Source organism: Streptomyces sp. 2114.4 (genome assembly GCF_900187385.1).
GTDB classification, from domain to species: Bacteria; Actinomycetota; Actinomycetes; order Streptomycetales; family Streptomycetaceae; genus Streptomyces; species Streptomyces mooreae.
This window is the reverse complement of sequence record NZ_FYEY01000001.1, coordinates 4,965,528-4,986,212: the sequence shown is the minus strand read 5'-3', so window position 1 is coordinate 4,986,212 and position 20,685 is coordinate 4,965,528. Positions and strand designations below refer to the sequence as shown.

Below are 20,685 nucleotides of genomic sequence, written 5' to 3'. Positions count from 1 at the left end.
GCCCAGACCTGCCCCGTGGCTCAGACCGCCAGCGGGCGCACATTCGTGTTGACCCACTCCACGATCGAAGCGGTCGTCGCGCCCGGCGTGAAGATCTCCGCGACGCCCTGCGCCTTGAGCGGGGCGATGTCGTCCTCGGGGATGATGCCGCCGCCGAAGACCTTGATGTCCGCCGCGTCGCGCTCCTCCAGGAGGGCGATGACCTTCGCGAAGAGGGTGTTGTGCGCGCCGGAGAGGATGGACAGCCCGATCGCGTCGGCGTCCTCCTGGATCGCGGTGTCGACGATCTGCTCCGGCGTCTGGTGCAGCCCGGTGTAGATCACCTCCATACCGGCGTCGCGCAGCGCCCGCGCGATGACCTTGGCGCCCCGGTCGTGCCCGTCCAGACCCGGCTTGGCCACGACCACACGGATCGGACCCGACCTGCCCGCCGTGCCCTGGCTCCCCGCTTGCGCTCCGTCATGCCGAGCCACACTCATCACTGCCTCCAAGCCATGCACGGCACTGTGGTGCCGCCGAGCCGACAATCGATCGCGCGACCGCGATCCGGCGGCCACGAGCGTGAACGAACGTTATCGCCAGCATCCCGTACCCAGCCGTTTCGTGACATCCGGGGAGGGGGAAATCACACCTGGGACACGTTCGCTACGCGCCGTGTTCCGCGTGTCGTGCCGCCCCTGCCGGGCGGATCCGTACGCGCGGGGCGGGCGCTCGGGGAGTCGCAGCCGGGCCACCGCGCCGCCGGGCGCGCATCAGGGCGGGTACGCCGCATGCCCGCCGTCGCTGCTCATGGCTTCCCACGAGGGCATACGGGGGTCGAAGCCGCCTCCCGCGTGCCATTCGGGAGGTCGGCCATGCAGGCCCTGCCCTTTCTCTCCGCACCCCTACTGCTCGCGCGCTTTTTCGCCGCGCCCTTCCAGCGCGCACGCCGGCTCCCCGCTCACGCCTCTCCCCTGCTCCTGCGCAGCACGGCCGTGGAGCTGGCGGTCCTCGCCGGCCACCTCCTGCTCTACCCGACCGGCATCTCCCGGGAACGCCCGTTGCCACCACCCGCCCCGCACCCCGGCGTGACTCCGGACGGACACCCCGCACCGGAGACCGTGCCACCCAGCCCCGGCGCGCCGTCGATGCTGCCGACCGAGGGCCGGGCCCATCCGCCGGTCCTCCTGCTCCACGGCTTCATCGACAACCGCTCCGTCTTCCTGCTGCTGCGCCGCTCGCTGCACCGGCACGGCTGGCGTCATGTCGAAGCGCTCAACTACTCCCCGCTGACCTGTGATCTGCGTAAGGCCGCCGAGCTGCTGAGCCGCCATGTGGAGGAGGTGTGCGCGCGGACCGGGCATCGCCGGGTGGACCTCGTGGGCCACAGCCTGGGCGGGCTCATCGCCCGCTATTACGTGCAGCGGCTCGGCGGCGACACCCGCGTCCGCACGCTGATCACGCTCGGCACCCCGCACGCCGGCACCGCCATCGCCCCCCTGATGTCGGCGCACCCGATCGTCCGCCAAATGCGCCCCGATTCAGCGGTGATTACGGAGTTGTCGCTTCCGGCGCCGCATTGCCGGACGCACTTTGTCGCTTTCTGGAGCGAGGAAGACCGGGTGATGGTCCCCGCCACGACGGCCAGAATCAGTCATCCTGATTTGCATGCGGACAATGTGCATGTCGCCGGTGTCGGACATCTCGCGCTACCGGTCAACGGCACCGTCGCCGCCGGCATACGCGAGGCACTGACCTCGGCACGGACCACGGAAGGGGCCGCGGACGTCATTTCGGTGGCCTGATCCCGGCCTGCGAGGACGGCCCGACTCCGGTCCCGCGCGACGCCGAAACGGGCACCGGAACGGCGCCGCAGCGGCCACCTGATCATGACGTGTTGCCGAACAAGCATCGAACGGGGCGCCAAGAGCTCGCATGGGACCGCCGAAAGGCGGCCAAATGCCCGGTCTCGCCGAGCCCAAAACCTGTGGAAGATTGTCGCCGCCGCGTACCGCCGGGTACAGTCGCCGCTAATTCTCCTGCTGCCGAGGCGAAAGAGAAGTTGGTGAACGACCGTCACCCATCGGGGGCCCCGCTCCCGACCGGATCCGCTTCCGACGCCTCGTATGCGCACTATCCCGCCTACGACTCCTACGGGCAGCAGCACTCCCCGTCGGACAACGCCGCATACGGCGACGGCGATCCGCTCTTCGGCTCGCTTCCCGGCTCGTACGAGACCGGTATGTACGAGACCGGCACGTACGACACCGGCAGCTACGGCACCGGGACGTACGACACGGGTACCCACGACGCGGGCGCCTATGGCATGAGCGCCTACGGCACGGGCACCTTCCACGCCGGTGCGTACGACACGGGTACCTACGACACAGGTGCGTACGCGGCGGTCGACGGCTATGCCACCGGCGCCTACGACACCGGCAGCTACGCCTCGGCGCAGTGGGACACCACCGCCCACGAGACCGCTGCCTACGACAGCGGCGCCTACCCCGCCGTCGCCCCGCACTCGGCCGCCGCGGGCTACGACCCCTATGCGCACACCGCCTACGAGTCCCCGGCACAGGACCCGGCCGCGTACGCGTCTCCCGCCTACGACACGGCGGCCACCACGTACGAGAACGCCGCGTACGAAGCCACCGCCTACGGGCACGGCGGGTACGACACCGGGAGCTATCCCACCGGTACCTATGACACCGGGAGTTACGCCACCGGCGCGTACGAGACCCCCGGTGACTTCGAGGCCACCGGCGGCTTCGAGACCATCGGCCGACAGGCCACCGCCCTCCAGGACGCCGCCGTTCAGGAGGCCTCCCTTCAGGAGACCGCGAGCTACGAGGCCACGGCGATCTGGCCCACCATGGACCGGAATCTGATCGCCGGCATCCCGGCCCAGGCCGGCCCGCCCCCGACCGACACCGTCCACTGGGACACCACCGCGTGGGGCGAAACCGGTCCGGGCGACACCGGTCAGGCCGACACCGGTCAGCTCGACTTCACTCAGCTCGATGTCGGCCAGCTCGATGTGAGCCGGCTCGATACCCAGCAGTTCGACGCCGACGGCTTCGAGACCGACGTCTTCGAGGCCGGCCGGCCCGGGAACGACGGCGGTGCCCCCGGCGACGGCACTCGCTCCGGTGGCGGCCACGACACCAGCGCTGCCGCTGCCGTGGCCGACGCCATGACGCAGGCCATGCCGGTCACCCCCGCCGCCCCTACCGGGCGGCGGGTCGCCGGAGCGGACGCCGGGAAGGCCGTCCGTGGCCGCGGCCGGAAGCGCCCGGTGAAGCGGTCGGCGCTGCTGACCGTCGCCGTCCCCTCGGTCGCCGCCATGGGCGTGTGCGCCGTGGCCGCCGCGTCCGTCACCGGATTCACCGGGGACGACAAGACCGAGGCGACTGCCCAGGCCGCGCCCGACGCCGGCGCCGTCAAACCGGCCGCGGCCAACAACAAGCTCGACACCCAGCTCGCCGGACTCAGTGCCAGCGCCGACGACTTCCGCGACCGGGCCAGCCGCACCCAGGAGCGGATCGACCTCAAGGAGCGCCAGGCGCTGGAGCGCAAGCGCAAGGCGGAGGAGGCGGCCCGCAAGGAGGCCGCCCGCCCCAAGTTCGTCCTGCCGGTCACGCAGCACGGGCTGAGCGCCACCTTCGGCCAGGCCGGTGTGAACTGGATGTCCGTGCACACCGGCATCGACTTCCCGGTCAGCTACGGCACCCCCGTCATGTCCGCCACCGACGGCACCATCCGCACCCAGTGGAACTCCGCCTACGGGAACATGGCGATCGTGACCGCGCCCGACGGCACCGAGACGTGGTACTGCCATCTGAGCAGCACCAAGATCCGGTCCGGGTCGGTCAAGGCCGGTGACCAGATTGCCTATTCGGGCAACTCCGGCAACTCCACGGGTCCGCACCTGCACTTCGAGGTGCGCCCCGGTGGTGGCGCGGCGGTCGACCCGCAGCCGTGGCTGCGCGATCACGGTCTCAACCCGAACTGAGACACGGGCCCCCACCCGCACCGACCGCCGTTCCGCGTGCCGCCGTTCCACGGGTTCCGCCATGCCGCCGTCCGCCGTCCGCCGTCCGCCGTCCGCCGGGTGACGATCCCCGTCACCCGGCCCGCGCGGCTCCCGTTACAGCTTCTCCACCGGCGCATACCGCAGCAGCAGCCGCTTCGGCTTCTCACCGCCGAAGTCGATCGTCGCCTCGGCGTTGTCGCCGCTGCCCTTGACGCCGACGACCGTGCCGAGCCCGAAGCTGTCGTGGGTGACCCGGTCGCCGATGGTCAGTGAGACGACCTGACGGTCACCGGCACGGCGGGTCGCGAAGCCGCTCGGGCCCTTGGCGCGCGACGACGAGAGCACGGAGCCGAAGCCGCCTCCGCCGCTGCCGCCTGCCGACATGCCGCCCATGGACGCGGACGGCGTCGCCGGACCCGTGCGCTTCCACTCCACGTGGTCGGCCGGGATCTCCTCCAGGAACCGGGAGGGCGGGTTGTAGGAGGGCTGGCCCCAGGCGCTGCGCATCGTCGAGCGGGTGACGTAAAGCCGCTGGCGGGCGCGGGTGATGCCGACATAGGCCAGCCGGCGCTCCTCCTCCAGCTCCTTGGTCTGGCCCAGCGAGCGCATGTGCGGGAAGACGCCGTCCTCCAGGCCGGTCAGGAAGACGGTCGGGAACTCCAGGCCCTTGGCGGTGTGCAGCGTCATGAGGGTGATCACGCCGCTGCCCTCCTCGTCCTCGTCCGGGATCTGGTCGGAGTCGGCGACCAGCGCGACCTGCTCCAGGAAGTCGGAGAGGGTGCCTGGGTTGTCTTCGCCGCGGTCCTGCTCGAATTCCAGGGCCACGGCGGCGAGTTCCTGGAGGTTTTCGATCCGGGTCTCGTCCTGGGGGTCGGTGGAGGCCTGGAGTTCGGCGAGGTAGCCCGTGCGCTCCAGGACCGCTTCCAGGATCGTGGCGGGGCCGGCGCCGGACTCGACGATGGTGCGCAGCTCCTCCATGAGGACATTGAAGCGCTTGACGGCGTTGGCGGAGCGGGCCGCCATGCCGTACGCCTCGTCGACCCGGCGCAGCGCCTGCGGGAAGGTGATCTTCTCGCGCAGCGACAGGGCGTCGATCATCGCCTCGGCGCGGTCGCCGATGCCGCGCTTGGGGACGTTCAGGATGCGGCGGAGCGGGACGGTGTCCTCGGGGTTGCTGAGCACCCGCAGATAGGCGAGGACATCGCGGACCTCCTTGCGCTCGTAGAAGCGCACCCCGCCGACGACCTTGTAGGGCAGTCCGACCCGGATGAAGATCTCTTCGAAGACCCGGGACTGGGCGTTGGTGCGGTAGAAGACCGCGACATCGCCGGCCTTGGCGTCACCGGCGTCGGTCAGCCGGTCGATCTCGTCGGCGACGAACTGCGCCTCGTCGTGCTCGGTGTCGGCGACATAGCCGGTGATCTTGGGGCCGGCGCCGGCGTCCGTCCAGAGGTTCTTGGGGCGGCGGTTCTCGTTGCGCTCGATGACGGCGTTGGCGGCGGACAGGATCGTCTGCGAGGAGCGGTAGTTCTGCTCCAGCAGGATCGTCGTCGCGTCCGGGTAGTCCTCCTCGAACTGGAGGATGTTGCGGATCGTGGCGCCGCGGAAGGCGTAGATCGACTGGTCGGCGTCGCCGACGACGCACAGCTCGGCGGCGGTCTCGGCGGGGCCGACCAGCTCGCGGACGAGGGTGTACTGGGCGTGGTTGGTGTCCTGGTACTCGTCGACGAGGACGTGGCGGAAGCGTCGGCGGTAGTGGTCGGCGACGTCCGGGAAGGCCTGGAGCAGATTGACCGTGGTCATGATGATGTCGTCGAAGTCCAGGGCGTTGGCCTCGCGCAGCCGCGCCTGGTACATCGCGTACGCCTCGGCCAGCGTCTTCTCGAAGCCATCGGCAGCAGTCCCCGCGAAGGTCTCCTCGTCGATGAGCTCGTTCTTGAGGTTGGAGATCTTCGCGCTGAAGGACTTGGGCGGGTAGCGCTTGGGGTCCAGATCCAGATCGCGGCAGACCAGTGCCATCAGGCGCTTGGAGTCGGCGGCGTCGTAGATGGAGAAGGAGGAGGTGAAGCCCAGCTTCTTGGACTCGCGGCGCAGGATGCGGACGCAGGCGCTGTGGAAGGTGGAAACCCACATGGCGTTGGCGCGCGGACCGACCAGCTCCTCGACGCGCTCCTTCATCTCGCCGGCGGCCTTGTTCGTGAACGTGATCGCGAGGATCTGGCCGGGGTGGACATGGCGCTGGGCGAGCAGATGAGCGATGCGGTGGGTGAGCACCCGGGTCTTGCCGGAGCCGGCGCCGGCGACGATCAGCAGCGGGCCGCCCGTGTGCACCACGGCGGCCTTCTGCTCGTCGTTGAGCCCTTCCAGCAGCGTCGCCGGGTCGAGGACCGGACGGGCGGCGCCGTCGCGGTAGTACGCCTCTCTGGGCGCGGGCGCGTCGAACCTCCCGCCGAAGAGGTCGGCGGGGATCTCCTCCGGGGCCGGGCCGTGCTCGTCCTCGGGGGCGGGGGGTGCTCCTCCTCGCCCTTGGGGCCGAGGTCCGCCAGGAAGCTGTCGTCAAAGAGGCTGCTCATCGCCCACCGAGTCTAGGCCGCCGCACTGACAGCCCGCGGCCCAGTAGGCGATTGCGGCCCGCTTTCGCCGCGGGCCGTGGCAGCGCGGCAGGTCAGACGTCCGGGGCCGGATGCCACCGGTCGGCAGCTCGTCTACCCGAATCCGACATCTGTCACGACAACCCCCGCATCGCGTTCAGGTCACAAAAAGGTTTCGGGCATATCGAACATCAGCCTTCACAGGAGCCACACGAGTTGGCTAACGTCCTCGCTCAGGCAGCCCGCCTCCCCGTGGACGACAGCGTCCGCACGGGCCGCCCACGCCGAGTCCGGCCCTGCCCTTGGGCACCCGGAGCCGGGGACCCACCAGCACCACCGGGGTGAATCGATCCGGACAGCCGCCGTCGGCGGAGATCCGGACCGTAGGGCAAGCCTTCCGTCAGCGACACCGCCCGAACCCGACAGCTAACCCGGTAGGCGGTCCACGGAAGGAGTCGCCGGCCTTGGCGTCGCATCGCAAGCCGCGCACCAGCATTCTCACCTCGCCCGGAGGACGGCGTACGGCGGTCGGGCTCACCACCGCCGCCCTCGCCTCGGCCACGCTGCTCTCGCAGTCCGCCGACGCGGCCCCCCGGGCGCCCAAGCCCACCGTCGAAGAGGTCAAGCAGAAGGTCGACGACCTCTACCACCAGGCCGAGGTGGCCACCCAGAAGTACAACGCCGCCAAGGAGCACACCGACGACCAGCGTGACCGTGTCGACGGACTGCTCGACGCCGCCGCCAAGCGGGCCGAGAAGATGAACGACGCCCGGCGCCGGCTGGGCACCTTCGCGTCGGCGCAGTACCGCACCGGCGGCATGAACCCGACGGCGCAGCTGATGCTCGCCAAGGACCCGCAGCAGTTCTTCGACCGCAGCCACCTCATGGAGCGGCTGACCGGACGGCAGAAGGAGGCCGTCTCCGACTACCAGGAGCAGCAGGCCGCGGCCGCCCGGCAGCGGGCGGAGGCGACCCGCGACCTGGAGCGGCTGCAGACCTCGCAGGCCTCGCTCAAGGAGTCCAAGCAGTCCGTCCAGCAGAAACTGGCCGAGGCCCGGCAGCTGCTGTCCGAGCTCACCGCCCAGGAGAAGGCGCGGCTGGCGGAGCTGGAGCGCCAGAAGGAGGCGGCGGCCAAGCGCAAGGCCCAGGAGGAGGCCCGCAAGCAGCAGGAGCGGGAACGCCGGCAGCACGACGGCGGCACGTCCGGCGGCCAGACCGGTGGCGGCGCCGACGACGGCGGCTCGACCGGGGGTTCGTCCTCCACCCAGGCCGAGAAGGCGCTCGCCTTCGCCCGCGCCCAGATGGGCAAGCCGTATGTGTGGGGCGCGACCGGACCCAGCTCCTACGACTGCTCGGGACTGACCCAGGCGGCGTGGAAGGCGGCCGGCGTCAGCCTGCCGCGGACCACCTGGGACCAGGTCAAAGCCGGCCAGCGGGTCGCCACCAAAGACCTCAAGCCCGGTGACCTGGTCTTCTTCTATGACGACATCAGCCATGTGGGCATGTACATAGGCGGCGGCAAGATGATCCACGCCCCGCACCCGGGCGCCGACGTCCGGGAGGAGTCGATCTACTACATGCCGATCTACGGGAGCGTCCGCCCGGGCTGAGGCCCGGCCCCCGCTCCCCCTTCAGGCCACCCCCCCACGGCCACCCCCCACACGCCACCGCGCGGCCGTCGCCTCCGGATGAGGAGTGCGATGACCGCGCGGTGTGCCGTTCGGGGAGCCTGCGTCGGCGCCCGGAGCCCGGTTCCGGGGCGCCCGCCGCTGTGGCCCGCGCCCCGAGCCCGGTTCCCGGGGCGTCCGCCGTTCCGCTCAGGTCCAGAGCACGGCGATGAAGATGTTGGCCACCGTCAGCGCGCCGACCGCGCCGAAGAGCGGCGGGGCGATCTTCTCGTCGTCCCGCTTGACGTAGACCAGCCCCAGGATGACCACCAGAACGGCCATCTTGATGCCGAGCTTGATGGTGTTGAGGCTGTGGTCCTCGGCCTGGTTGAGGCCGACCAGCACGATGCCGGTGACGAGCATCGTCAGCGCACCGTGCAGCATCGCCGGCACGAAGCGGGCGGTGCCCGCGCCCATCGCCTTCATCTGGGTCAGGAAGCCGCCCAGCAGGGAGGCGATGCCGATGATGTGCAGGCCGACGAAGAGATTGATTACTACGTCCATAGTGCTGGATCGTAGCCGCCGCATAGCACGGCTCTTCAGGCAGGGCGCCCACAATCGCCGCTTCGGTCAGGCCGGGCCCGCTCCCGGCCGTGCGGCCGTGGCGCCACGGTCACCTGCGCGCCGGTGCCGGTCGAAAGCGAACAATCCCGGGCAAGTGGACTCATCACCGCAACGCCCCGGCTTAGCGTCCTCCTCCAGGCGGTCGACTCCCCGCCCTCGCCGGCCTCCCACCGGCGTCCTGTCGGCCGCCCCGCCGTGAGGTGCGGCGGCGGTCCGTTCCCTCGTACGGACCGCCGCCGGGCCCACGGGCTCCAAGGGAAGGAAGTGACGGCCACCGTGGCCTCGCACCGCAAGCCGCGGCAGCATCCGCTCGCCGCGCTCACCGGCGGCGCACGCAGCGCACGCACCGCCCGCACGGCCGCCACCCTGGCACTGGCCGGCGCCGCCACCGCCACGGGCTTCGCCCCGGCGGCGGAGGGTGCCCCCGTCGCCGCCGTGGCCGACGGCGCCGGCCAGGCCGCGCACCGGCTCACCCCCGACCGGGTCAAGGACCGGGTCAACGCGCTGTACCAGGAGGCAGAGGTGGCCACGCAGAGCTACAACGGCGCGAAGGAAGCCGCCGGTGCCGCACGCCAGGAGCTGAGCAGGCTGCAGGACGAGGCCGCCCGCAGAACAGCGGAACTGAACGCCGCCCGCGGCGAGCTGGGCACCGTGGCCGCGAGCCAGTACCGCTCCGGCGGCGTCGACCCGACCGTACGGCTGCTGCTGTCCGCGGACCCGCAGCGCTATCTGGACGGCGCCGCGGTGCTGGAGCGGGCGGGCAGCCACCAGGCCACGGCGGTGGCCGGTTACGCGCGCCGGCTCGGCAGCGTACGGCAGATCCAGCGGCGGGCCGAGGATACTGCGCAACGGCTGGCGGACACCGAGGCGGCGCTGAAGAAGCACCGGGTCAGGGTCGTCCACAAGCTGGGCGCCGCCGAGCAGTTGCTGAACCAGCTCACGGCCGAGCAACGGCAGCGGATGGCGGGCCGTGGCGGCGCGCACGGCAGCGCCGGGCAGGGCCGGGCAGGGCACGGGACGGGGCGCGGGGGCGGTCTTCCCGGAAAGCTTCCCGCCGGCCCGGGAGCCGCCGCGGCTGCGGCGCAGGCCCCCGACCCCCGGGCCGCGCGGGCCGTCGCCTATGCCTACGCCGCCCTCGGCAAGCCGTACGTCTGGGGCGCGACGGGCCCCTCCGGCTTCGACTGCTCGGGGCTGACCCAGGCCGCCTGGAAGTCGGGCGGCGTGTCGCTGCCCCGTACGACCTACACCCAGATCAGCTCCGGGCCGCGTATCGACAGGTCCCAACTCGCCCCCGGTGACCTGGTGTTCTTCTACTCCGGCATCAGCCATGTGGGGCTCTACATCGGGGACGGCAAAATGATCCACGCCCCGCATCCGGGGGCGCCGGTGCGGATCGCGCCGATCGACCAGATGCCGTTCGCGGCGGCGACCCGGCCGGCGTAGGGCCGGTCCGCGGGCGTAGGGCGGGTCTGTCGGCGTAGGGGCGGTCTGTCGGCGGAAGGGCGGTCTGCACGGTTTCGCCTGCCTCGCGGCTCCCTCGGCCGGGCGCGCCGCGCGCTCAGCCCCTGAGCTGAGTCCCCAGCCAGCGGAAGATCTGCGGCACCTGGTGCTCCCACACCTTCATGGTGTGGCCGCCGGCGCCCGACGAGATCTGCTGGACGTTCACCGTCGTCGGGAACCTCGCGAACTGCCGCAGACCGAGGCCCGCTTGGTAGCCGTCGCCCGCCGCGCCCGACACATACAGGGCCGTACGCGGCGGCCTCCCCGCGGCGTTGGCGGACTTCAGGATGTGCAGCGGGTTGGACTCGATGCGCAGCTTGGGGTCCTTGCCGGCCAGCGAGTCACGTTCGAGCGCCGGGTCGTTGTAGCCGGACATGGCGACCGCGGCGCGGTAGCGGTCCGGGTGGGAGAGGGCCAGCTTGGCGGCGCAGTGCGCGCCCGCCGAGTAGCCGGCCAGGGCCCAGGAGTCCGCGGTGTCGCCGGCCCGGAAGTTGTCCACGATCATCTTGCGGACATCGACGGTCAGCCAGCTGTCGGCGTTGACCTTCCCGGGGATGTTGACGCAGCCGGTGTCCGCGCCGGGGAAGACGTCGGTCCGCGGGGACACCAGGATGAACGGCTTGACCTGGCCGCTTTGCATCAACGGCCGGACCTGGTCGGCCACCCGCAGGGAGCCCAGCCAGGTCTTCGCCGAGCCAGGGTAGCCGGGCAGCAGCTCGACCACGGGGAACTTCCGGTTCCGGTAGGCCGGGTCGTTGTACTGCGGCGGCAGCCATACGTACACCTCGCCCTGCACGCCCGAGATCCGGCCCTTGAGGTCGGTCATCTGCACACCCGGACCCACCTTGGGGTCGTCGGCGGGGCGGAACCGCTGGAGCTGCTTGGGCTCGTTCTTGATCTGCCGGCCGCCCATGCCGTCGGGGCCGAGGTTCCGCGCCTCCTCGATATGGCTGCCGGTGCCGAGCAGATCGCCCCAGGTGTCGTAGAGATTGTTGGCGTTGTTGACCATGACGAAGACCACGGTGATGGCCGTGACCTGGGCGAACAGCAGCATCAGCAGCCGGGCGAGGCTGCGCAGCAGGGGCGGCCCGGCTATTCGGCCCCACAGGGCGAACGGCAGCACGAAGGCGACGATCAACAGCAGGATCGAGGTGAGGAAGAAGGGCGTGCCCGTCAGGCTCATCGGGATCTCGTTTCCGGGACAACTACGCGAAGGACGTGGGGATGGTTCCGGCCCCGCCTTCGGCAGTGAGCCTCTCCGCGCCCTTAGATGGTGATCCGCGTGGTCCTGGTTGCCCGTCTTTGGCCGTTCTTTACGACCCCGCCGGCCGACGGCCCGTTACCGGGCGCGCGGCGGCGGTGCAGGTCAGATCAGCCGCCGGGCCGCCGCCCAGCGGGTCAGCTCGTGGCGGTTGGAGAGCTGGAGCTTGCGCAGCACCGCGGAGACATGGGATTCCACGGTCTTCACGGAGATGAAGAGCTGCTTGGCGATCTCCTTGTACGCATAGCCGCGGGCGATCAGCCGCAGGACCTCGCGCTCGCGCTGGGTGAGGCGGTCCAGGTCCTCGTCGACCGGCGGGGCGTCCGTGGAGGCGAAGGCGTCCAGGACGAAGCCGGCCAGCCGCGGGGAGAACACCGCGTCGCCGTCGGAGACCCGGAAGACCGCGTTGACCAGGTCCGTGCCGGTGATGGTCTTGGTGACATAGCCGCGGGCGCCGCCGCGGATGACACCGATGACGTCCTCGGCCGCGTCGGAGACGGAGAGCGCGAGGAAGCGGACCGGACGCTCGGCGTCGGCCATCATCGCGGCACTACGGCGCAGCACCTCGACACCGCCGCCCCCGGGGAGATGGACGTCCAGCAGGACGACCTCGGGGCGGGTGGTCGTGATGACCGTGACCGCCTGATCGACGTCGGCCGCCTCGCCGACCACCTCGACGCCGGTGCGCCCGGTTTCGCCGATCTCGGCCTGGACGCCCGTACGGAACATCCGGTGGTCGTCGACCAGCACGACCCGTACGGTCCGGCCCTCGGCCGCCCCGCCGCCGGCCTCGCCCTGCTGTGCGCCCTCGCTGCTCATCTCTTCCGCCCGTCCCTCGATGTCTGCGCCGCCATCATCCCGTGCTCCGTACCGCGGTGCCGCCACCGGCCGCCGTTCGCCCGGCCCGGTCATGTGCCGCCACCGGCTGCCGCGCGCCCGGCGCGGTCGTGTGCCGCCACCGGCTGCCGCGCGCCCGGCCCGGTCATGTGCCGCCACCGGCCGCCGTTCGCCCGGCCCGGTCATGTGCCGCCACCGGCTGCCGCGCGCCCGGCGCGGTCGTGTGCCGCCCCGGCTGCCGCGCGCCCGGCGGTCATGTCTCGCCCTCCGTCGCCGGGCGCTCCATCTCCAGCTCGACGACCGTGCCGCCCTCGGGGGCGGAACGCAGCCGGGCCGTACCGCCGTTGCGCTCCATACGGCCGATGATGGACTCCCGTACGCCCATCCGGTCCCCGGGGACCGCGTCCAGGTCGAATCCGGGTCCGCGGTCGCGCACCGAGACGAAGACCGTACGGCCCTCGACCTCGGCGAACACCTGCACCGCACCGCCCTCGCCACCGTACTTGGCGGCGTTGACCATCGCCTCGCGTGCGGCCTGTATCTGGGCGCCGAGCATGTCGTCCAGCGGGCAGTCGCCGACGATCACGACTTCGATGGGGACGCCGTGATCGTCCTCGACCTCGGCGGCGGAGGCGCGGACCGCCTCCGCCAGGGTGGCCGGTTCCTCGTCCTCCTCCTTGCCGCGGCCCTCGGGTTTGTAGAGCCACGCGCGCAGCTCCCGCTCCTGGGCGCGGGCCAGCCGCGCCACCTCGCGGGGTTCTTCGGCGTTGCGCTGGATCAGGGTGAGGGTGTGCAGGACGGAGTCATGGACATGGGCGGCCACTTCGGCGCGTTCCTGAGCGCGGATGCGCATCAGCCGCTCCTCGGAGAGGTCCTGGGTGATCCGCACGAGATAGGGCCCCGCCAGCAGCGCGATGCCGACGACGACGGCGAGCGAGGCCTGCAGCACCGAGCCGAGATGGCGCACCGAGCCCTGCAGCACGACGATGCCGGTCACCCCGACGCCGACCAGCAGCACACCGGCCGCGCCACGCAGCACCGGCAGCACGCCCTTGCGGCGGCCGAGCTCGAGCCATTGCGCCCGGCGGGAGTTGTCCGCCTGGCGCCACACCAGGGCGACACCGGCGCCGATCAGCAGCACCGGCCAGACATAGCTCTTGGCCTGGCCCAGCTGGAATCTGGAGGCGACGACGGCGCTGCCGATGAGCAGCGCGATCAGCGCGAAGACCTGGCCCTTGTCGGGCTTGTGCCGCCGCAGCGCCCGTTTCCCGCCGGCCGTCGCTGCGGGGTGCCGGCGGTCCACGCCGCCGACGCCCAGCGGGACGAAGAACCAGAACGCGGCATAGAGCACGGCGCCCATGCCGTCGGCCAGGAACAGGGCCACGAACACGATCCGCACCCAGGAGACCGGCAGCCCGAGATGCCCCGCCAGACCGCGCGCGACACCACCGAGCAGCCGGCCGTCGGCGCTGCGGTACAGCTTGCGCACGGGCGGTTCGTCGGGGTCCGGTGCCGGGGCGTAGCTCGTCGCGGCGCGGGGCGGAGCGGTGGTCATGCCCCCGATCGTCACACGGCGCCGGGGCCCGGGACATCAGGGTCGACCCTGAACCCGTCCCTGACGTTTCTCCCCCTCGCCGCTCCCGCCCCTTGCCCCGCCCGCCGGCTCAGCTCTTCGGCTCAGGCCTTCGGGTCGGTCCGGCGGAAGCCGTCCTTCACCACCGAGAAGACCTTCTCGAACTTGGCCCAGTTCGTTTGCGGCGCGGAGACGTAGATCGCGTATTCCTTGCCGCCCTCGCGACCGAACCCGAGGTCGATCGCCCGGAAGGTGCGGGCCCGGCCTCCGAAGGTGCACTCCCAGATCGCGGCGGGATCACCCTGGAAGGTGGTGGGCTGCATCCGCAGCTGGGTGTAGACGGGGTACTTCTTCTTGAAGAAGGCCTCGACGGCCTTGAAGTGCTCCACCTGATCGGGAGAGGAGAAGTCCAGCACGCTCACGGTCAGCTGGGCGCGCTCGGCCTTCGAGGAGTAGACGATCTGCCGGCCGCCGTCCTGGGGGTCGCGCGTCCACCCATTGGGCAACGGGAAGGTCACGCCGAGCGCGGACTCGTTTTGCTGCCGGTAGCCGTCAGGAAGGGCCGGCGGCGGTCCGATGCTGTGGTCCGGGGCCTTGGGAACAGCCGGTGCGCCCTTGTCGGAGGCGCTTTGGGCCACACCGGAGTCGTCACCGTGCATCAGGTACCAGGCCGTGCCCGCACCGCCCCCGGCGAACAGCACCCCGACGACGCTCCAGACCACGACCCGGGCGGCACGCCGCTTACGGGAGGCCTTGCCACCGGACAGTGCTTCCGTACGGTCCCCGTCGGCCCGTCCGCCGCCGATCCCGTCCGGGAACGCCATGGGGCCGGTCACCGGCCCGGCGCCGAGGCCCGTACCCGACGTGCCGGTACCGGCGCCGGTACCCGAGCCCGTGCCGGTGTCCGAGCCCGGATCCGTACGCGAGCCCGAGCCGGTGTCCGAGCGCAGGCCCGTGGCCGTGCCCGCGCCGGTCGCGGAGCCGGCGCCCACCCCGGTAGCAGTGCCCGTCCCGGTAGCAGTGCCCGTCCCGGTACCGGTGCGGTCCGCCGTGTCTCCCGTAGCGCCCGTGTGCGGCACCTGACGCGTCGGTGCCTCCGCCTCCGCGCCCGACGCGGCCGGTTGTGCCGCACCGCGTCCGACCGTGCCCAGTGCCAGCGTCGGCCAGCCGTGCAGCGCCGTCTCCGCCTCGGCCTCGACGGCCCGCAGCGCCTGCTCCACGACCTCGGCCGTCGGGCGGTCGGAGGGCTCCTTGGCGAGCAGCGCCTCGATCAGCGGGCTCAGCGACCCGGCACTGCGCGGCGACTCGAGCGGATCCATGGCGATCGCGTACGCCGTCTCGACCGCGGTGTCCTTACGGAACGGGGGCCGCCCCTCGACCGCTTGATAGAGCGTCGCGCCCAGCGCCCACAGGTCGGAGGCGGGCCCCGGACTGCCGCTTCTGACCCGCTCGGGCGCCAAGTAGTCGATGGAGCCCACCAGCTCGCCCGTCTTGGTGAGCGTGGACGTACCACTGGCGACCGCGATACCGAAGTCGGTGAGCACGACCCGGCCGTCCTCACCGAGCAGCACGTTGCCCGGCTTGACGTCACGGTGCAGCACACCGGCGGAGTGTGCGGCCCGCAGCGCCGCCACCATGCCGCGTCCGATACGGGCGGCCTCGCGCGGCGTGACCGAACTGTCCTGCCGCGCGGCCTCCTTGATGAGATCGCCGAGTGTCGTGGAGGGGACGTACTCCATGACGATGCACGGCATTCCGGCGTCGTCCACGACGTCGTGCACCCCCACCACATTGGGGTGGTTGATGCGCGCGGCGGCCTGCGCCTCGCGGGTGGTGCGCTCATAGCGCATCGCCAGTTCGTCCGCTTCGAGATACGGCGCCACGTGCAGACGCTTGACCGCGACCTGACGCCCAAGGACCTCATCGCGGGCCCGCCAGACGGTTCCCATACCGCCCTGGCCTATCCGCTCAACCAGGCGATACCGCCCGGCGACCAGTCGCCCCTCGTCCACCGACGCCGCCTCCGTCACCGCACGCCCCTCCGGAAACCCGTACGTATTCAAGGGGCAACGATAGTCGCCCATGGCGACGGAAAGAGCTCCGCCCACCGCCCGACCGCACGCGTGTTCCGGTCCGATGCCGAAGCGGAGGGTCATATGCGAGCGCACGAGAGGTTTCGGCACCCCCCGGGGGCATACCGGGATCGCCGTCGGGAGATCTCAGGGATCTGCCAGGGTTTCCACTGATGCCCGGAGCGCACCGCGCTTGTCACCATGGGTCCATGAACGATGCAGCCCCCGTCGACGCGTCGGCGCCCTCCGGCCCCGTCGGCCCCACCCCACCGCAGGCCCCGCTGCGCCGCAGCCGGCGGCACAAGGTGATCGGCGGGGTGTGCGGCGGGCTGGGCCGCCAGTGGGATCTCGACCCGGTCATCTTCCGGATCGTGCTCGCCGTGCTCGCCGTCGGTGGTCTCGGCCTCATCGCCTACGGCTTCGCCTGGCTGCTCATCCCCCTCGACAAAGAGGACGAGAACGAAGGCCGCAGGCTGCTCTCCGGCCGGGTCGAGGGCTCCGCGCTGACGGCCCTGCTCTTCGCGCTGGTGGGCTGCGGACTGTTCCTGACGACACTCGCCAAGGGCAGCATGATGTCGTTCGCCATCATGCTGACGCTGGCGGCGGCAGGTTCCGCCTATTGGTCCCGGCGGCGCCGGGAGATGGAGACCAAGGGCCCGGAGTCGGTGGACGCCGCCACCGCCCAGGCCGTCGCCGACGCCCCGCCCGAGACCACGGCGCCCCCGGTGCCGACCAGTCCGTCCTGGTGGCGCAACCACCGCTCCGGGGAGGCGGGCGGTGCGGGCTATCTGTGGGGGCCCGACAACACCCCGCTCCCGCTGGACATCACCTACCGCCCCCAGCACGGCGCGGGCGCGGCGGCGGCTGACCGGCCCCGCCCCCGGCCCGACGCCGACGGCCCGCCCGGCCCGTCACCGTACGGCGCACCGCCCGCCCCCGCCCCGCGCCGAACTCGGCCCAGCGGGCGGCCGATCGGCGGCTGGACGCTCCTGCTCGCACTGCTCGCCGGAGGCGCGACGGCCCTCGCCGTCTCCCGCCAGGCCGGCTTCGCGCCCGCCCTCCAGGCAGGGCTGGCAGCTGCGTTGGTCGTCTTCGGCCTGGGGCTCGTCCTCAGCGCCTGGTGCGGGCGGACGGGCGGCGGCACGGTCTTCCTGGTGGTGTGCACGACCGTGCTGCTGGCGGCCGCGACCGCGCTGCCCGACAACCTCACCACCGACTGGCAGAGGCACACCTGGGCCCCTGCCACCCTCGGCGCCGTCCGGCCGCACTACGAGGTCGGTACGGGGGAAGGGAAGCTGGACCTCAGTGCCCTGCCCCTCAAGGACGGCCGTACGGTCCACACCAGCGCGCGGGTGGGCTTCGGCCGCCTCCAGGTGACGCTGCCGCACGGTGTCACCACCCGCCTCCATGTCTCCCTCGGCCTCGGCGACATCCAGTTGCCCGGTGAGTCGCCGCACCACGTGGACCTCGCGGCGGGAAGCGAGCAGCGGACCCTCACACTGCCCGCCGACGGCCTCAAGAAGGGCGAGAAGCCCCGCGGCTCGCTGGATCTCGACCTCGAACTCGGCGCGGGCCAGGTCGCCATCGAGCACGCGGCGCCGGCCTCTGCCCCGTCGGCACCCACCCCGCCGGCCTCTGCCCCGTCGGCATCCTCGCCGTCAGCGCCCCCACGGTCAGCGCCCTCGCCATCCGTCCCCGCACCGTCGACCGCCCCCACCCCCGAGGGAGCCCCCGAGTGAAACGCCATCGCTTCGAACCGGCTCGGCTGATCGCGGGCCTCACCGCCCTCGCCATCGGCTCGGGCTACGGACTCGACGCCCTCGGCCTCTGGCAGGCCCCCGGCCTCTGGCTCTTCCTCGCCCTGCCCGCCGGCCTGATCCTCTCCGGCATCACCGCCGCCGTCCGGGCCACGACCCGCCGCGACACCCCGCAGACCGACCCGCCACCCCTGCCGCACACCTGACCACCGTGACGCCCCCCTGGACAGCCCTTAGCCGAACAACTGCGTCCCGTGCCGCTTGCGGCGGTGCGCCCAGGCCGAGTCCAGGGAGAACCTCGGGGTGCCGGCCAGTACGAGCGGAACCCAGGCCATCAGATAGGCGAGGTCGTTGCCGTAGTAGTACGGAGTGGTCGCCCAGCTCACGGTGAGCCACAGGGACAGCGAGATCAGCGCACCGCCCAGCGCCGCCAGCCGCCCCAGCAGGCCCACGAGGGTCCCGAGCCCCACCGCGAGTTCACCCGCCGCGATGGCATAGCCGAAGCCCACCGGACTCTGCTGTGCGAGGTCCACGAGCTGCGGCAGTGCCGCCGCGTCATGGACCTGGCGCAGCGTTTCACCGATCGACCCCGCGCCACTGGCCGCCAGGAAGGCATGATCCAGCAGCTTGTCGATGCCCGCATAGAGGAAGGTCGCCCCCAGAAACAGCCGCAACGGCAGCAGCGCATGGCGCGCCAGCCGTCCCCGCAGCCCGGCGCCGGAGCCCTCAACGGCCACTCCCCCCAATTCGGCACCGATCGTGCGATTCGCGTGCACCATGACGTCCGCCTCTCCGTTGCCTCCGGGCGCAGACGATTGTGCCCCCGCCCACGCCTCGTGGGGAGATACGTACGCACGTACGCGAGAGGTTCAACGGACCGCTGCACTTCGGGCGGTTGCGGCACACAAAATCATCACGCAGCGGCGGCCCGGACGGTGCCGCACCGGCCCCGCCGCCCCTGGGGGGCCGTCTCACCCTCCCCCGGACCCGCCACACCCCACACCCCGCACCCCGGAATCCCGGCCCCACCCCACCGCGCCTCGGCCCCACCCGCCGCGCCATGGGACTCCTCAGTCCAGCACGTCGACCGGGTAGCCGTTCGACTCCACACCCGCCGCCGTGATCACCCGTACCGTCACCCGGCCCGGCTCGACGTCGACCGGCACCGGAACGGTCAGCACCCCGTCCGTCGGATTGGCGAAGCCGCCGGCCACCGGCACCAGGGGAACCGGGACGTGGACATCGCCGATCCGCACGACGGTCCGGGCGAGCCGGTCGGGCGTCCCGGCGCCCGGCGGGACGAAGCCGGCGCCGCGGATCTCGATGTCGTCGCCGGTACGGACCGGTGCGGCAAGATCACCCAGCTCACGGGAGCGGACGACGGAGAGGATCACCGGGCGCCCGCCCGCCACCGCCTTCCCCCACAGATAGGTCGCCCCGGAGAGCGCGAGGAGCACCACCAGCCCCCAGGGAAGCTGCGGCAGCTGCCCCGGCTGCCCGGCCGACCGCACCAGGGCGCACACCAGCACGGCCGCGTTCACCAGGACGTACTGCACATCCAGGAGGCTGCCCCGGCCCGCGTCGTCCGCCAGCAGGTCGGCGGCCCGCGGCCGCTGGGCGGGGACCTTCTGCAACCGCCCCGACCGCACCCGCGCCGCCACCAGCCCGTACGCCAGCACGGCCACCCCGCACCCGATGGCGAGCGTCGTCAACAGAGCACCGGACCGGGCGAGTTCCAGGCCCTGGAGCAGCGCGTGCCGCTCCGCCGGCCCCGCGGCCGTCGCCAGCTGCACCGCCGTCGTCAGCACGGCGTACAGCACCGCGACCGCCCAGCCCGCCGCCACCGTCCGCGAGGTGGACAGCCGCCCGTCCTCGCCGATCAGCGGCGCCAGCGCCCCGCCGTGCGCACGGTGCCACCAGGCCGCCGCCGTCAGCATCAGCGCGAGGACGACGGCCGCGAGCAGCCCCGCCGTACGGGACATCGTCCAGCCCCCGCCGATGGCGGTCAGTGCCTGCCCGAGCAGCAGTGCGATCACCGCGCCCCAGACGACGAGCAGGGTGCGCCACCGTACGGACGCCAGCCAGGTGGCTCCTTCGGCGGCGCCACGCTTGGCCACCTCCCGCGCGGACAGCGTCAGTTCGTCGGAGACCCACTGCCGGGCGGCGCCGGCGGAGCGGGCCAGCCCGGCCGGCACCCCGTGCCCGGCGGCGAAGTCCTCACGCAGCGCGATGAACGCGGCGACCGCCTGCCGGTGCCCCGTACGGGCGCCGTGCGGGCACCGCCCGCACTGGCACTCGCCAGCGGTGACACGCTCCGCACCTTCCCCCGGCTCGCCCGATCCGGCCATCCTGCCCGCCGCCTCAACCGACACGTCCGTTACCGCCCGCCGCCGCTCGCCGCCAACTTGTTGTCTCCGAAGGCGAATTGTGCCCCAGGTGGCCAGGACGGATATCAAACGTGCAGTTGGAGACGGGTGGCAGGCGCATCGGCGCGTTGACGTACGAGATGGGGCGGCCCGTGCCGTCGCACGCGCCCCGGCGAGATCCCTACCGGCGTCCACAGACTTCACCCCCTTCACCGCCTATCCGCACACCTGACCGACGGCCGACCACGCAACCCCGGCGCGTCCCCCATTCGGGCGAACCGGGGCACGGCGACGGCTGAGCGGTCCACGCGCGGCGCAAGCTCTCGCCGTGTGCCAAATACACCGACCTCATGGATCATTTCGCGGCGTTGACCTGGACAGAGACAGGCCGCCTGCCCGGGACAACCCGACGGAACCGAACGGCCCCCACGCCCCTCACGGATCCCACAAACGCAGAGAACGCAGAGAACGCAGAGAACGCA

General features: G+C 72.0%; 14 protein-coding genes, 1 pseudogene and 1 riboswitch. Of the genes and pseudogenes, 6 read left to right on the top strand and 9 right to left on the bottom strand.

The features are described 5' to 3' along the window. Positions 1-20 precede the first annotated feature (20 nt). Entirely contained in the window at positions 21-479 is a 459-nt protein-coding gene (locus tag CFW40_RS22000) for a cobalamin B12-binding domain-containing protein (protein ID WP_088799500.1), read from the bottom strand. 375 nt (positions 480-854) lie between these two features. Here CFW40_RS22000 and CFW40_RS21995 point away from each other — a divergent pair, with 375 nt between their 5' ends. Together CFW40_RS21995 and CFW40_RS21990 are read left to right on the top strand one after the other, a co-directional pair. Beyond that, complete coding sequence (locus CFW40_RS21995) at positions 855-1,784, top strand: triacylglycerol lipase (protein WP_088799499.1); 930 nt, start codon at positions 855-857, stop codon at positions 1,782-1,784. A 260-nt stretch (positions 1,785-2,044) separates the two neighbouring features. Next, positions 2,045-3,994 carry a M23 family metallopeptidase gene (locus CFW40_RS21990; protein WP_088799498.1) on the top strand — a complete coding sequence of 650 codons (1,950 nt, stop codon included), beginning with the start codon at positions 2,045-2,047 and terminating at the stop codon, positions 3,992-3,994. A gap of 135 nt (positions 3,995-4,129) precedes the next feature. On the opposite strand, the pseudogene pcrA reads toward CFW40_RS21990, so the two are convergent. Beyond that, positions 4,130-6,588, bottom strand: a pseudogene (pcrA, locus tag CFW40_RS21985) (DNA helicase PcrA). A 290-nt stretch (positions 6,589-6,878) separates the two neighbouring features. After that, positions 6,879-7,063: riboswitch (cyclic di-AMP (ydaO/yuaA leader) on the top strand. 7 nt (positions 7,064-7,070) lie between these two features. Here pcrA and CFW40_RS21980 point away from each other — a divergent pair. After that, the gene (locus CFW40_RS21980; protein ID WP_088799497.1) at positions 7,071-8,216 is read left to right on the top strand and encodes a C40 family peptidase; all 1,146 of its coding nucleotides are present in this window, start codon (positions 7,071-7,073) and stop codon (positions 8,214-8,216) included. Positions 8,217-8,423: 207 nt separating this feature from the next. Here CFW40_RS21980 and CFW40_RS21975 read toward each other — a convergent pair whose 3' ends face one another. Beyond that, positions 8,424-8,777 (bottom strand): hypothetical protein, encoded by a 354-nt coding sequence (locus CFW40_RS21975; RefSeq protein WP_088799496.1) that lies wholly within the window; start codon positions 8,775-8,777, stop codon positions 8,424-8,426. A 324-nt stretch (positions 8,778-9,101) separates the two neighbouring features. Here CFW40_RS21975 and CFW40_RS21970 point away from each other — a divergent pair, with 324 nt between their 5' ends. Continuing rightward, positions 9,102-10,280 carry an NlpC/P60 family protein gene (locus CFW40_RS21970; RefSeq protein WP_088799495.1) on the top strand — a complete coding sequence of 393 codons (1,179 nt, stop codon included), beginning with the start codon at positions 9,102-9,104 and terminating at the stop codon, positions 10,278-10,280. Positions 10,281-10,395: 115 nt separating this feature from the next. Here the strand turns inward: CFW40_RS21970 and CFW40_RS21965 are convergent, their stop codons facing one another. From CFW40_RS21965 to CFW40_RS21950, 4 genes are all read right to left on the bottom strand, one after another. Then, complete coding sequence (locus CFW40_RS21965) at positions 10,396-11,520, bottom strand: esterase family protein (protein WP_088799494.1); 1,125 nt, start codon at positions 11,518-11,520, stop codon at positions 10,396-10,398. Positions 11,521-11,703: 183 nt separating this feature from the next. Further along, positions 11,704-12,417 (bottom strand): response regulator transcription factor, encoded by a 714-nt coding sequence (locus tag CFW40_RS21960; protein WP_088802285.1) that lies wholly within the window; start codon positions 12,415-12,417, stop codon positions 11,704-11,706. A gap of 271 nt (positions 12,418-12,688) precedes the next feature. Further along, a complete protein-coding gene (locus CFW40_RS21955; protein WP_088799493.1) occupies positions 12,689-13,990 on the bottom strand; it encodes an ATP-binding protein in 1,302 nt (433 codons plus the stop codon). A gap of 122 nt (positions 13,991-14,112) precedes the next feature. Beyond that, complete coding sequence (locus CFW40_RS21950) at positions 14,113-15,957, bottom strand: serine/threonine-protein kinase (RefSeq protein WP_256331749.1); 1,845 nt, start codon at positions 15,955-15,957, stop codon at positions 14,113-14,115. Positions 15,958-16,289: 332 nt separating this feature from the next. On the opposite strand from CFW40_RS21950, the gene CFW40_RS21945 reads away from it, so the two are divergent. Together CFW40_RS21945 and CFW40_RS21940 are read left to right on the top strand one after the other, a co-directional pair. Further along, a complete protein-coding gene (locus tag CFW40_RS21945; protein ID WP_088799491.1) occupies positions 16,290-17,819 on the top strand; it encodes a PspC domain-containing protein in 1,530 nt (509 codons plus the stop codon). Next, positions 17,816-18,043 (top strand): hypothetical protein, encoded by a 228-nt coding sequence (locus tag CFW40_RS21940; protein WP_088799490.1) that lies wholly within the window; start codon positions 17,816-17,818, stop codon positions 18,041-18,043. Before CFW40_RS21945 ends, CFW40_RS21940 begins: the two co-directional genes overlap by 4 nt. 27 nt (positions 18,044-18,070) lie before the next feature. Here the strand turns inward: CFW40_RS21940 and CFW40_RS21935 are convergent, their stop codons facing one another. Together CFW40_RS21935 and CFW40_RS21930 are read right to left on the bottom strand one after the other, a co-directional pair. Continuing rightward, on the bottom strand, positions 18,071-18,616 hold the full coding sequence (locus CFW40_RS21935) for a TQO small subunit DoxD (RefSeq protein WP_088799489.1): 546 nt from the start codon (positions 18,614-18,616) through the stop codon (positions 18,071-18,073). Positions 18,617-18,907: 291 nt separating this feature from the next. Continuing rightward, a complete protein-coding gene (locus CFW40_RS21930) occupies positions 18,908-20,185 on the bottom strand; it encodes a hypothetical protein (protein ID WP_088799488.1) in 1,278 nt (425 codons plus the stop codon). Positions 20,186-20,685: the final 500 nt, after the last annotated feature.